Origin of the sequence: Streptomyces xanthochromogenes, assembly GCF_014650455.1 — a bacterium.
GTDB lineage: Bacteria > Actinomycetota > Actinomycetes > Streptomycetales > Streptomycetaceae > Streptomyces > Streptomyces xanthochromogenes.
In genome coordinates, this window is the sequence record NZ_BMUZ01000007.1 from 341,443 (window position 1) to 354,863 (window position 13,421).

Sequence of the window (13,421 nt, forward strand, 5' to 3'; positions counted from 1 at the left end):
ACCGGGCAGCCAAGTGCGGCCGTGGCCACGACCGCACGCCCGGCCCGAGGAGGTCGTGCCCGTGCGCCCCACCGCCCCCGCCGCAGCCCCCGTGTCCCGCCCCCACCCGTGTCGCCGAGCGGCGTACGGACACCGGCTCTCCCTGATCCTCGCCGCCGTCCTCGCCGCCGGAGCGCTCGCCGGCTGCGGCGGCTCCGGCAGCGACCCCGACACCGTGAAGATCGCGTACAACCGCTCCACCGACAACAAGATCCGCTTCAAGGACGCGTTCCTGGCGGACGTCAAGAAGCAGTTCGAGCAGGCCCACCCCGGCAAGAAGGCCGAACTCGTGCCGATCCAGGCCGCCGACAACGACTACGCGGCCAAGGTCCAGCAGATGATGCGCTCGCCGAAGACCGCCCCCGACCTGGTCTACGAGGACACGTTCCGCATCAACGCCGACATCGGGGCCGGCTATCTGCGCCCGCTGGACGACTATCTGTCCTCGTGGGACCAGTGGGGCCAGTTCGTCGACACGGCGAAGGCGGCGGCGAAGGCCGAGGACGGCAGGACGTACGGGGTGCCGGACGGCACGGACACCCGTGGCCTGTGGTTCAACAAGCAGATCTTCGCGAAGGCGGGCCTGCCCGCGAACTGGCAGCCGAAGAACTGGGCGGAGCTCCTGGACGCCGCCCGCACGATCAAGGAGAAGGTGCCCGGCGTCATCCCGCTCAACGTCTACACGGGCAAGGCGGGCGGCGAGGCGTCCGCCATGCAGGGCCTGGAGATGCTCCTGTACGGGACCGGCGCGAACCCGCTGTACGACCCGGCGGCCAAGAAGTGGGTCTCGGGCACCCAGGGCTTCAAGGACGCGCTCGACCTCGTACGGACGGTGTACGCGGAGAAGCTCGGCCCCGACCCCTCCGACGCCCTCGACCCGAACGTGGGCACACATCTGGCGACGGACTGGATGCCGAACGGCAAGCTGGCCATCGCCCTCGACGGCTCCTGGCTCGGCCAGAACTGGATCAACAAGGGCCCCAAGGAGTGGCCGGCCTGGTCGACCACGCTCGGCCAGGCGGCGATGCCGACCCAGTACGGCCAGGCGCCGGGCAAGGTCTCGATGTCGGGCGGCTGGACCTGGGCGATCCCCGCTAAGGCGGCCAACCCGGCTCTCGCCTTCGACTTCGTCAAGACCCTGCAGACGAAGGAGAACGCGGTCGAGTGGGACGTGGCGGACGCGCAGATCGCGGTCCGCACGGATGTCGCCGCCGACCCCACGTATCTGCGCTCCATGCCGGGCATCACCTTCTTCACCGGCCTCGTCCCCCTCACCCACTACCGGCCCGCGCTCGCGGTGTACCCGCAGGTGTCGACGGCGATCGGCGAGGCGATGGAGTCGGTCACGACCGGCGGCTCGGCGGCCGCCGCCTCGAAGGCCTACGACGACCGGCTCAAGTCGATCGTGCGGGGCGCGAGTTGAGCGCCTTCGCATCGGCGCGGGGCGGACCGCGGTCCCGTGCGGGGCGCTGGCTGCCGATCGCGCCCGCGACGCTGCTCCTGCTGCTCTTCCTCGCCGGGCCGATCGGCTACTGCGTCTACATCGCCTTCACCGACATGCAGCTGACCGGGTCGTCGGCGGTCGACTTCGTCGGCCTCGCCAACTTCCGGCGGGCGTTCGCCGACCCGGCGTTCCGCAACGCCGTCCGGCTCACCCTGGTCTTCACCGTCCTGTCCTCGCTCGTCGGCCAGAACACGCTCGGCCTGGCGCTCGCGGCCCTGATGCGACGGGCCTCGCGCCCGGTGCGGACCGTGACGGGGGCGCTGGTGATCACGGCCTGGGTGCTGCCGGAGATCGTGGCGGCCTTCCTCCTTTACGCCTTCTTCCGGCGCGAGGGAACACTGAACGCGATCCTCGGATGGCTCCATCTCCCCACCCAGAACTGGCTGTTCACGCTGCCGATCCTCGCGGTGTCGTTCGCCAACGTGTGGCGCGGCACCGCGTTCTCGATGCTGATCTACTCGGCCGCGCTCGCCGAGATCCCGCGCGACATCGAGGAGGCGGCGGAGGTCGACGGGGCGGGCGGGGCGCGCCGGTTCTGGCACATCACCCTGCCGATGATCCGCCGCTCCATCGGCACCAACCTGATGCTCAACACCCTCCAGACGCTGTCGGTCTTCGGCCTCATCTGGGCGATGACCCGGGGCGGCCCCGGAGACCGCAGCCAGACGCTGCCGGTGTTCATGTACGACCAGGCGTTCCTGAAGAGCCTGATCGGCTACGGCACGGCGGTGGCCCTGCTGCTGCTCTTGGTCGGCTCGCTGTTCTCGGTGGTCTATCTGCGGCTGATGAGGGTGGACGTGTGAGCGCCCGCGGCGGACGCGGACCGGCCGCCGTCCGGCACCGGTCGGCCCGCACGGGCCGGGTGCGCCGCCGCACCCGGCAACGGCTCGCCGCCGACTGCGCCCTGCTCGCGGTCGCGGCGGCCTTCGCGGTACCGCTGCTCTGGCTGCTCCTCGCCTCCGTGGACACCCAGGCGGACCTGCGGGTCCGGCTCCCGCGTTCGGCGACCGCGGACAACTTCTCGGCCGTCCTGACCCCCGACATCACCTTCACGCCGATGCTCAACAGCCTGGTGCTGTGCGGGAGTTCGACGCTGCTCACGGTGGCGTGCGCGGCGCTCGCGGCATATCCGCTCTCGCGCTACCGCTCGCGCCTGACCCGCCCGTACCTGCTGACGATCCTGTTCACGACGTGTCTGCCGATCACGGCGGTGATGGTGCCGGTGTACGGCCTCTTCGTCCAGGTGAACCTCATCGACACGACGTCCGGCACCGCACTGTTCCTCGCCACTTCCCAACTCCCCTTCGCCATCTGGCTGATGAAGAACTTCATGGACGGGGTGCCGCTCGCCCTGGAGGAGGCGGCCTGGACGGACGGGGCGTCCATGCCGCAGACCCTGGTGCGGGTGGTGCTGCCGCTGATGGGCCCGGGAGTGACCGTGGTTACGGTCTACACCTTCATCATGCTGTGGGGGAACTTCTTCGTCCCCTTCATGCTGCTGCTCTCCCCCGACCGGCTGCCCGCCTCGGTCTCCATCTTCACGTTCTTCGGCAACTACGGCTCGGTGGTCTACGGCCAGCTCGCCGCCTTCTCGATCCTGTACTCCACGCCGGTGCTCCTGCTGTACGTGCTGATCGCACGGCGGCTCGGCGGAGGTTTCGCGCTGGCCGGCGGGGTGAAGGGTTAGCGTGGGCGAGCACACGCTTACCCAACCCTTAGGTAACCCGGACGCCACCAAAACCGTACTTTCCTCCAATTCACCTTCTTTGGTGGAACACACCGTAGGCAGATGTCACTTACCGTCCTACGGTGTGCGCGTGCACCCCACCCCACCCTTCAATGCCCTCGCGGCCCGCCGACTGCGAGAGGCTCTGGGCATGGCCCCCGGCCACGTCGCCTACGGCATGCGCGCCCAGTACGGCCTGTTGGTGTCACCGGACACCGTGATGGCGTGGGAGCGGGGGCTCGCGGCGCCCGAGGCGCGCGAGCTGACCGCGCTGGCCGGTGTTCTGTGGTGCTCCCCCGGCGATCTGATGGCGGCCGCCTCCACCCTGCGCGAGCACCGCCTCGCCCGCGGCCTGAGCCTGGAGGACATGGCCCGCCGGGTCGGGCTCGACGTCGGGGCGTACCGGCGCATGGAGGACGCGGGGCGCTGGCGCGGCAACGAACGCCAGTCGGCGGCGCTGGCCGATCTGCTCCAGCTGTCGCTGCGCGACTACGTGACGGCCACCGGCCAGAACGACGACCTCGCCGAGCTGTTGCGCGGCGCGGTGACCACGCGCTGGCAGGCGTACGTCAAGCCGACGTCGAAGCTGCTCCCGCTCTCCAAGCAGCATGTGGAGGGGGTGCTCGACCAGCTCCACACCGAGTACCAGTCGCACATGGTCGCCACGCTCAACTGGGGCTCGGACAACGACACCGGGGACGCGGGGCGGGACTTCCTCGACCGCATCGTCGACCGGTTCTGGGAGCTTGCTCACGGGTAGCTCCGCCGGGGTGCGCCGAGTTGCGCGAGTTGCGTCCCCGGGTCCGCCGCGGCTGGCCGCGGAGCTCCCCGCACCCCTTTCCCGAGGGACCTTCGGCCCCCGTAAAAGGGGACCGCGGTCCCGCTTCGTCCGCTAGAAAACCGACTCGGCCTCGTACATGCGGTTGTCCGGGACCGTCTTCAGGGTCGTCACCGCGTGGGCCAGCGGGGCCATCACGATGTCCGTGCCGCGCAGCGCCGTCATGTTGCCGAACTCGCCGCGGTGCACGGCCTCCACCGCGTGCCAGCCGAAGCGGGTCGCGAGGACGCGGTCGTAGGCGGTCGGGACGCCGCCGCGCTGGACGTGGCCGAGGATGACCGGGCGGGCCTCCTTGCCCAGGCGTCGCTCCAGTTCGACGGCCAGCCGGTTGCCGATGCCGGCGAAGCGCTCGTGGCCGTACTGGTCGATCGCGCCCTTCTCGTACGGCATCGATCCGTCGGCGGGATGGGCGCCCTCGGCGACGCAGACGACCGCGAACTTCTTGCCGCGTGCGAAGCGCTCCTCGACCATCTTGACCAGGTCGTCGACCTGGAAGGGCCGCTCGGGCAGGCAGATGCCGTGGGCGCCGCCGGCCATGCCGGACTCCAGGGCGATCCAGCCCGCGTGCCGGCCCATGACCTCGACGACCATCACGCGCTGGTGCGACTCGGCGGTCGTCTTGAGGCGGTCGATGGCCTCGGTCGCCACGCCGACGGCGGTGTCGAAGCCGAAGGTGCGGTCGGTGGCGGAGATGTCGTTGTCGATGGTCTTGGGCACGCCGACGACGGGCATGCCGGCCTCGGACAGCATCCGGGCCGCGGTGAGCGTGCCCTCGCCGCCGATCGGGATGAGCGCGTCGATGCCGTAGCGCCTGGTCAACTCGGCGCAGTTCTCGGACGCTTCGCGCAGCCGGTCGCGCTCCAGCCGGGCCGAGCCGAGGATGGTGCCGCCGCGGGCCAGGATGCCGCTCACCGCGTTGAGGTCGAGCGGGCGGAAGTGACCGTCGAGCAGGCCCTTGAACCCGTCCTCGAATCCGATGACTTCATCGCCGTGACCGACCACGGCGCGGTGCACGACCGACCGGATCACTGCGTTCAGGCCGGGGCAGTCGCCGCCTGCGGTGAGAACTCCGATGCGCATCGTGGTCAATCTCCTGCTTCGCTGGTGCTGGGAGGTCACGCCCGAATCCCCCGTAACGTGAGCAATTCAGATTGTCCCACGCACCCTGGGCCACCCGCCCGTCCTGCTACTCCGACCATCATGGGGGGCGGGTCTTCCGACCCTTCCGCCGGGCCTTTCGTCCGGCGGGCGTCCTATCCATTGGCAGAGGTATTGTCAAGGGGGCAAGACCGCCCTATATGGACAATTTCCTGCGATGCAGAACGGGAGAGCACGCGTGACGCGCAGCGTGTACGTGACCGGGATCGACCGGGGAGACGGCCGCCAGGTCATCGAGCTGGGAGTCATGGAGCTCCTGACCCGCCAGGTGGACCGGGTGGGCGTCTTCCGCCCCTTGGTGCACGACGGACCGGACCGCCTGTTCGATCTGCTCCGCGCCCGCTACCGGCTGGCGCAGGACGCCGCCACGGTGTACGGGATGGACTACCACGAGGCGTCCGCGCTCCAGGCGGAGCAGGGTACCGACGAACTCGTCTCACGGCTCGTCGACCGCTTCCACCGGGTGGCCCGCGACTACGAGGTCGTCCTGGTCCTCGGCACCGACTTCGCCGACACCCAGCTCCCCGACGAGCTGGCGCTCAACGCACGGCTCGCCAACGAGTTCGGCGCCTCGGTGATACCGGTGGTCGGCGGCCAGGGCCAGACCGCCGAGTCGGTACGGGCCGAGGCGCGCAACGCGTACCGGGCCTACGACGGGCTCGGCTGCGATGTGCTCGCCATGGTGGTCAACCGGGTCGCCCCGGTCGACCGGGGCGAGATCGAGGAGCGCCTGAAGGCCCGCCTCCCCGTGCCCTGCTACGTCCTGCCGGACGAGCCCGCGCTCTCGGCGCCCACGGTCGCCCAGATCACCGCCGCCCTGGACGGCACGGTGCTGCTCGGCGACGACGCGGGGCTCGCGCGCGACGCCCTCGACTTCGTCTTCGGCGGCGCCATGCTGCCGAACTTCCTCAACGCGCTGACCCCGGGCTGTCTGGTCGTGACCCCGGGAGACCGCTCGGACCTGGTGGTCGGTTCGCTCGCCGCGCACAGCGCCGGCACACCGCCGATCGCGGGCGTGCTGCTCACGCTCGACGAGCGGCCCGGCGAGGCGATCCTGACCCTGGCCGACCGGCTCGCGCCGGGCACCCCGGTGGTCGCGGTGAGCCACGGCTCCTTCCCCACCGCGCAGGAACTCTTCGCCCTGGAAGGCAAGTTGAACGCGGCAACCCCCCGCAAGGCGGAGACCGCGCTCGGCCTCTTCGAGCGGCACGTGGACACCGCCGACCTGCTGCGCCGGGTCTCGGTGGCCCGCAGCGGCCGGGTCACCCCGATGATGTTCGAGCACGTGCTCCTGGAGCAGGCCCGCGCCCACCGGCGCCGGGTCGTGCTGCCCGAGGGCACCGAGGACCGGGTGCTGCGGGCCGCCGATGTGCTGCTGCGCCGGGACGTGTGCGAGCTGACGCTGCTCGGTGACGTGGAGGCGATCCGCAAGAAGGCCGCGGACCTCGGCATCGACGTCACCAAGTGCCAGATCATCGACCCCCAGACCTCCGAGCTGCGCCAGCAGTTCGCCGAGCGCTACGCGCAGCTGCGCGCCCACAAGGGCGTGACCGTGGAGCTGGCGTACGACGTGGTCGCGGACGTGAACTACTTCGGCACGCTGATGGTCCAGGAGGGCCTGGCCGACGGCATGGTGTCGGGCTCGGTGCACTCCACCGCCGCGACCATCCGCCCGCCTTCGAGATCATCAAGACCAAGCCGGACGCCTCGATCGTCTCCTCGGTCTTCTTCATGTGCCTCGCCGACAAGGTGCTCGTGTACGGCGACTGCGCGGTCAACCCCGACCCCAATGCCGAGCAGCTCGCGGACATCGCGGTCCAGGCGGCCGCCACCGCCCAGCAGTTCGGCGTGGACCCGCGGATCGCGATGCTGTCGTACTCGACGGGCACCTCGGGTTCGGGTGCGGACGTCGACAAGGTGCGCGAGGCCACCAAGCTGGTTCGCGAGGCCAGGCCCGACCTGAGGATCGAGGGCCCGATCCAGTACGACGCGGCCGTGGAGCCCTCGGTCGCCGCGACCAAGCTGCCGGAATCGGAGGTCGCCGGGCAGGCGACCGTGCTGATCTTCCCGGACCTCAACACCGGCAACAACACCTACAAGGCCGTGCAGCGCTCGGCCGGCGCCGTGGCCGTGGGCCCGGTGCTCCAGGGTCTGCGCAAGCCGGTCAACGACCTGTCGCGCGGCGCCCTCGTCCAGGACATCGTCAACACCGTCGCCATCACGGCCATCCAGGCCCAGGCGCAGGGGCAGGAGGCCTCCGCATGACCACCGCCAACCAGGGCACGCGCGTCCTCGTGCTCAACTCCGGTTCCTCGTCGGTGAAGTACCAGCTCCTCGACATGCGCGACGCCTCCCGTCTGGCCGTGGGCCTGGTCGAGCGGATCGGCGAGACGACCTCGCGGCTCAAGCACACCCCGCTGGCGACGGGCGGTGAGGCCCGTGAGCAGAACGGCCCGATCGCCGACCACGCGGCGGCCCTCAAGGCGGTCGCCGCGGAGCTGGCGGTGGACGGACTCGGCCTGGACTCCCCGGAGTTGACGGCCATCGGCCACCGGGTGGTGCACGGCGGGCTCAAGTTCAGCGCGCCGACCGTGATCACCGACGAGGTGCTCGCGGAGATCGAGCGCCTGGTGCCGGTCGCCCCGCTGCACAACCCGGCGAACATCACCGGCATCCTCACCGCCCGGGCACTGCGCCCCGATCTGCCGCAGGTCGCGGTGTTCGACACCGCGTTCCACACGACGATGCCGGAGTCCGCCGCCCGGTACGCCATCGACGTGGCGACGGCCGACGAGCACCGCATCCGGCGCTACGGCTTCCACGGCACCTCGCACGCGTATGTGTCGCGCGAGACGGCGCGGCTGCTCGGCAAGGCGCCCGAGGACGTCAACGTGATCGTGCTGCACCTGGGCAACGGCGCCTCCGCCTCGGCGGTCCGCGGCGGCAGGTGCGTCGACACCTCGATGGGGCTCACACCCCTGGAGGGCCTGGTGATGGGCACCCGGTCCGGTGACGTCGACCCGGCGGTCACCTTCCACCTCAAGCGGGTCGCGGGAATGTCGGTGGACGACATCGACGTGCTGCTCAACAAGAAGAGCGGCCTGGTGGGCCTGTGCGGCGACAATGACATGCGGGAGATCCGCCGCCGCTGCGACGAGGGCGACGAGAAGGCGCAACTCGCCTTCGACATCTACATTCACCGTCTGAAGAAGTACATCGGCGCCTATTACGCCGTACTCGGCAAGGTCGACGCGATCGCGTTCACGGCGGGTGTCGGCGAGAACGCCGCCCCGGTCCGCGAGGCCGCGATCGCGGGTCTCGAGGAGCTGGGCCTCGCGGTGGACGGCGAGCTCAACGCCGTGCGGTCCGACACGGCGCGGCTGATCTCACCGGAGTACGCCAGGGTCGCGGTGGCCGTGGTACCCACGGACGAGGAGCTGGAAATCGCGCAGCAGACGTATGAGCTGGTGACACCGGGGGCGAATTCCTGACCGAATTTCCGGTTTGCCTGGACGACACCTGAGCGTCATCCCGCCCATTTGTACATTCCACCAGACGGAATATTCCGTAGCGAAACAAACCGATAGGATCCGCCTTATGCGCCGTTCCAAAATCGTCTGCACCCTGGGCCCCGCCGTCGACTCTCATGAGCAGCTCGTCGCTCTGATCGAGGCCGGCATGAGCGTGGCCCGCTTCAACTTCAGCCACGGCTCCCAGGCCGAGCACCAGGCCCGGTACGACCGGGTCCGCAAGGCCGCCGAGGAGACGGGCCGCGCGGTGGGCGTGCTCGCCGACCTCCAGGGCCCCAAGATCCGCCTCGCGAAGTTCGCCGAGGGCCCGGTCGAGCTGGTCCGGGGTGACGAGTTCACCATCACCGCCGAGGACGTCCCCGGCGACAAGTCGATCTGCGGCACCACCTACAAGGGCCTGCCGGGCGACGTCACCAAGGGCGACCCGATCCTGATCAACGACGGCAACGTCGAGCTCAAGGTCGTCTCGGTGGACGGCCCCCGGGTGAAGACCATCGTCATCGAGGGCGGTGTCATCTCCGACCACAAGGGCATCAACCTGCCCGGCGCGGCGGTGAACGTCCCGGCGCTGTCCGAGAAGGACATCGAGGACCTGCGGTTCGCCCTGAACATGGGCTGCGACCTGGTCGCGCTCTCCTTCGTCCGGGACGCCGACGACGTCAAGGACGTCCACAAGGTCATGGACGAGGTCGGCCGCCGCGTGCCGGTCATCGCCAAGGTGGAGAAGCCGCAGGCGGTCGCCAACATGGAGGGCGTCGTCGCCGCCTTCGACGGCGTGATGGTGGCCCGTGGCGACCTCGCGGTCGAGTACCCCCTCGAAAAGGTCCCGATGGTGCAGAAGCGCCTGGTGGAGCTGTGCCGCCGCAACGCCAAGCCGGTGATCGTCGCGACCCAGATGATGGAGTCGATGATCACCAACTCGCGGCCGACGCGCGCCGAGGCGTCCGACGTCGCCAACGCCATCCTGGACGGCGCGGACGCGGTCATGCTCTCCGCCGAGTCCTCGGTGGGCGCGTACCCGATCGAGACGGTCAAGACGATGTCGAAGATCGTCGAGGCGGCCGAGGAGGAGCTCCTCTCCAAGGGTCTCCAGCCGCTGGTGCCGGGCAAGAAGCCGCGTACGCAGGGCGGTTCGGTGGCCCGTGCCGCCTGTGAGATCGCGGACTTCCTCAACGGCAAGGCGCTCGTCGCCTTCACGCAGTCCGGCGACACGGCGCGGCGACTCTCGCGCTACCGCACGTGCCAGCCGATCCTCGCGTTCACCACGGACCCGAGCACCCGCAACCAGCTCGCGCTGAGCTGGGGCGTCGAGACGTACGTCGTCCCGCACGTGGACTCCACGGACGCGATGGTCGACCTGGTCGACGCCGAGCTGCTCAAGCTCAACCGCTACAACGAGGGCGACACCATGGTCATCACGGCCGGTTCGCCTCCCGGCATCCCCGGCACCACCAACATGGTCCGGGTGCACCAACTCGGCGGCTCCGAGAAGCAGTAGCCCTCGGCCCCACCGTGTTGGAGGGCGGCACCTCGTCGTGGACGGGTGCCGCCCTCCGGCGTGCCGGGGGTGTGCCGGGGCACTGCCTCCGGTACGCCGGCACGTGGCCCTCGTGATGTGCTGACGCGTGGCCTCCGGACGCCGGCACGCCGCCTGCGATGTGCTGACGCGTGGCCCGTACGTCCTTCGGGGGTGCGGGCCACCGTGCGTGTCCGGGGCCGCCGGTGGCGGGAGTCGGGCGGGGAGCGGCGGCGGTGCCCGTCGGCGGGAGGCGCGAAACGGCGGACGGGCTGCGGCGCTTGGCCGTTCCATGAACAAGACGTGGCAAATTCCACGGCCGGACGGCTCAAATCCGTGACACCTCCTGAGGTACGTTCGCGTGCATGCGTCCTTCCATATCGCCGCAGGTCCGACGCGCACTCGTGGCGCTCACCGCCACCGCGGTCACCGCGATCACCGCCGTCGGTCCGGCGGTGGCGAGCGGTCACCCCGCGAAGCCGGTCAAGGCGGTGAAGTCGGCCACCCCGGGGGCGCCCGGCGGCGAGGCCAAGAAGGAGCCACCGGCGCACATGTCGCAGCAGGGCGGCGCCCAGCTCGGCAAGGCGGGCGATCAAGTCGGCGCGGGCGCACCGGCGTTGCCGCCGGGCCTGACCGCACTGTCCTGGGTGGTGGCGGACGCCGACACCGGCCAGGTGCTCGGGGCGAGGAACGCGCACTGGCCGCTGCCCCCGGCCAGCACCCTGAAGATGCTCTTCGCGGACACCGTGCTGCCCGGGGTGCCGCACGACGCGAGCCGCAAGGTCAGCGACGAGGATCTCAAGGGCATGGGCGACGGCAGCAGCGCGGTGGGCATCGTGCCCGGCCAGACGTACCAGACGCCCGATCTGTGGCGCGGGGTGTTCCTGCGCTCGGGCAACGACGCGGTGCACGTGCTGGCGGCGATGAACGGCGGCGTACCCAAGACGGTCGCCGACATGCAGAAGAAGGCCGAGGCGCTCGGCGCCAAGGACACCCACGTGCTGAGCCCGGACGGCTATGACGCGCCGGGTCAGGTGTCGTCCGCGTACGACCTGGCGCTGTTCCTGCGCTCCGGCCTGAAGAACCAGGACTTCAAGACGTACTGCGGCACGGCGTCGGCCGACTTCCCCGGCGGCCCCAACACCAAGGGCAAGCCGTTCGGGATCTCCAACACCAACCGCATGCTGTCCGGCATCGACGGGGTGGCCAAGTACCCCGGCCTGATCGGCGGCAAGAACGGCTACACCACGAACGCCGGGAACACCCTGGCCGAGGCGGCCCAGCGCGACGGCCACACCCTCGTGGTGACGGTGATGAACCCGCAGGAGAACAAGCGCGACAAGGTGTACGTCGAGATGCGCCAGCTCCTGGACTGGGGCTTCGCGGCGGCCGGCCGGGCCGAGCCGGTCGGCACCCTCGACCCGCCGAAGCCGGCCACCGGGCTGCAGGCCTCCACCTCCGGCACGGCGGCCGGCTCGGCGGACTCCGCCGGGATCGGCGCGCTGGGCTGGACCGGGATCGCCGCGGCCGTGGTCGTGGCGGGCGGCGCGGGCGTCCTGGTCCTGACCCGCCGCAAGCGGAACAGGCCTCAGACCGACGCGGTGGGCTGAGCCGGGGCCCCGGACATCCAGTCGATGACCTGAGCGGCCGTGTAGGGGCGGCCGTCCGGGCTGATGTCGTCGAGGAAGCCGAGGTCCTGCCCGATGGTCACGACGGGCGGCTCGACCGCGCCGCCGGGCCTGCGCTGGCCGAGCCCCACCGTCGCGAGCAGTCCGTTGCACAGGCACACCCGCCCGGCGGTGTCCACGGCGTCGCCGCCCTTCCGCACGTACGCGGCGATCGGTTCGGCGGCGCAGCGGTAGACGAGGGCGCCGCTCGCGGAGCGGGCGGGGGTGCGCAGGTATCCGAGGTCGCACACGGGCCGGCGGGCCGCCCGCACGGCCTCCTCGGACAGGGTGCCGGGGAGTTCGGCGACCTTGAACGGGAAGGCGGTCGGCGAGGCCCGGGGATCGTTGCGCACCCGCAGGGTCCCCGCGCGGGCCCGCGTCCGCAGTTCCGTGCGCAGATCGTCCCGCAGCCCCGACTCCTCGCAGAGCGCGAACACGCTGCCGAGCTGTACCCCGACGGCCCCCAACGCCCGTGCCGCGGCGAGCCGTTCGGGGTGGGCCGCGCCGCCCGCGAGCCAGAACGGAATGCCGAGGGCCGCGACCTTGGCGAGGTCGGGGTGGTCCCGCGGCCCGTACACGGGCTCCCCCGCGCCATCGAGGACGAGCTTCCCGCGCGGCGGCGCGCTGTGCCCGCCGGCCCGGTGCGTCTCGATGACGAACCCGTCCGGACGGGTGGCGGGATCGCGTACGAGGTACGAGGCGAGCACGGGCAGCGAGACGATGGCGAGCACGTCGGGCCGCCTCAACGGCGTTCCTCTGGAAGGGAGTTGACCCATGAGGGCCCGTTCGGGGTCGAACGTATACGGAAGCGGCTCGTCGTCCCCCTCCACGTCGACCAGGGTGGTGACGGGTTCGGCGCGGGCGAGCGCCGAGGCGAGGGCGGGGATCTGCCCGGGAATCCCGGCGCCGACCAGGACGTGATCCACTTGTGCGAGGATCGCGCCGAACAGGGCGGGCGCGGTGGCGAGTTGGATCTTGGCGAGGTAGTTGACCCCGACGGGCCCGTCGTGGCCCTCCTTGGCGAGCCACACCTCGACGAAGTTGCCCAGGACGGTGAGGAGTTCGGCGCTCTCGCCCCGGTCCGTCCGCAGCCGGGCCATGGCCCGCATCCGCGCACCGGGCGCGACCCCGCCCTCGACGAAGTACCGGTCGAGCACGTACGCGGCCGCCTCCGGCACGGGGAAGGCGGCGAGCGCCCGCCGCATGTGCCCGCCGGGGTCGCCGAGCTGGAGCCGCCGAGCGAGCACCGCGTCGAGCGCGGTCCCCGACACCACCCCGAGCTGCCCCCGCCCCGCCACGGCCCGGGCAAGCCGCCACCCGGACACGGCGACGCCCATGCCGCCCTGGATGATCTGGGGGTGGGCTCGGGACGCGGTCATGGCGTATCCGTTCGTCGTAGGTCGCTCCGAAGGGAGTGAACCTACGGAACCGTAAGTTCGCTCA

General features: G+C 70.9%; 9 protein-coding genes and 1 pseudogene. 8 read left to right on the top strand and 2 right to left on the bottom strand.

Annotation, left to right across the window (positions count from 1 at the left end; all coding sequences use genetic code 11):
* The first annotated feature begins 55 nt into the window (after window positions 1-55).
* The 4 genes from IE267_RS20495 (at window position 56) to IE267_RS20510 (ending at window position 4,029) form a co-directional block, all read left to right on the top strand.
* Entirely contained in the window at window positions 56-1,462 is a 1,407-nt protein-coding gene (locus IE267_RS20495; protein WP_189764191.1) for an extracellular solute-binding protein, read from the top strand.
* Entirely contained in the window at window positions 1,459-2,346 is an 888-nt protein-coding gene (locus IE267_RS20500) for a carbohydrate ABC transporter permease (protein WP_189764192.1), read from the top strand. The genes IE267_RS20495 and IE267_RS20500 overlap by 4 nt, the downstream gene beginning before the upstream one ends.
* Before the next feature lie 59 nt (window positions 2,347-2,405).
* Complete coding sequence (locus tag IE267_RS20505; protein WP_167159516.1) at window positions 2,406-3,230, top strand: carbohydrate ABC transporter permease; 825 nt, start codon at window positions 2,406-2,408, stop codon at window positions 3,228-3,230.
* Window positions 3,231-3,354: 124 nt separating this feature from the next.
* Window positions 3,355-4,029 (top strand): helix-turn-helix domain-containing protein, encoded by a 675-nt coding sequence (locus tag IE267_RS20510; protein ID WP_229861344.1) that lies wholly within the window; start codon window positions 3,355-3,357, stop codon window positions 4,027-4,029.
* Window positions 4,030-4,161: 132 nt separating this feature from the next.
* Here the strand turns inward: IE267_RS20510 and IE267_RS20515 are convergent, their stop codons facing one another.
* On the bottom strand, window positions 4,162-5,187 hold the full coding sequence (locus tag IE267_RS20515) for an ATP-dependent 6-phosphofructokinase (protein WP_161253037.1): 1,026 nt from the start codon (window positions 5,185-5,187) through the stop codon (window positions 4,162-4,164).
* A 256-nt stretch (window positions 5,188-5,443) separates the two neighbouring features.
* On the opposite strand from IE267_RS20515, the pseudogene pta reads away from it, so the two are divergent.
* From pta to IE267_RS40175, 4 genes and pseudogenes are all read left to right on the top strand, one after another.
* Window positions 5,444-7,530: pseudogene (gene pta, locus IE267_RS20520) on the top strand (phosphate acetyltransferase).
* The gene (locus IE267_RS20525) at window positions 7,527-8,756 is read left to right on the top strand and encodes an acetate kinase (protein ID WP_189764193.1); all 1,230 of its coding nucleotides are present in this window, start codon (window positions 7,527-7,529) and stop codon (window positions 8,754-8,756) included. The pseudogene pta and the gene IE267_RS20525 overlap by 4 nt, the downstream one beginning before the upstream one ends.
* Window positions 8,757-8,862: 106 nt before the next feature.
* The gene (gene pyk, locus IE267_RS20530; protein ID WP_161253046.1) at window positions 8,863-10,293 is read left to right on the top strand and encodes a pyruvate kinase; all 1,431 of its coding nucleotides are present in this window, start codon (window positions 8,863-8,865) and stop codon (window positions 10,291-10,293) included.
* Between the two features lie 383 nt (window positions 10,294-10,676).
* The gene (locus IE267_RS40175; RefSeq protein WP_189764194.1) at window positions 10,677-11,921 is read left to right on the top strand and encodes a D-alanyl-D-alanine carboxypeptidase family protein; all 1,245 of its coding nucleotides are present in this window, start codon (window positions 10,677-10,679) and stop codon (window positions 11,919-11,921) included.
* On the opposite strand, the gene IE267_RS20540 is transcribed toward IE267_RS40175, so the two are convergent.
* The gene (locus IE267_RS20540; protein WP_189764195.1) at window positions 11,900-13,357 is read right to left on the bottom strand and encodes a nitronate monooxygenase; all 1,458 of its coding nucleotides are present in this window, start codon (window positions 13,355-13,357) and stop codon (window positions 11,900-11,902) included. The genes IE267_RS40175 and IE267_RS20540 overlap by 22 nt on opposite strands.
* Window positions 13,358-13,421 lie beyond the last annotated feature (64 nt).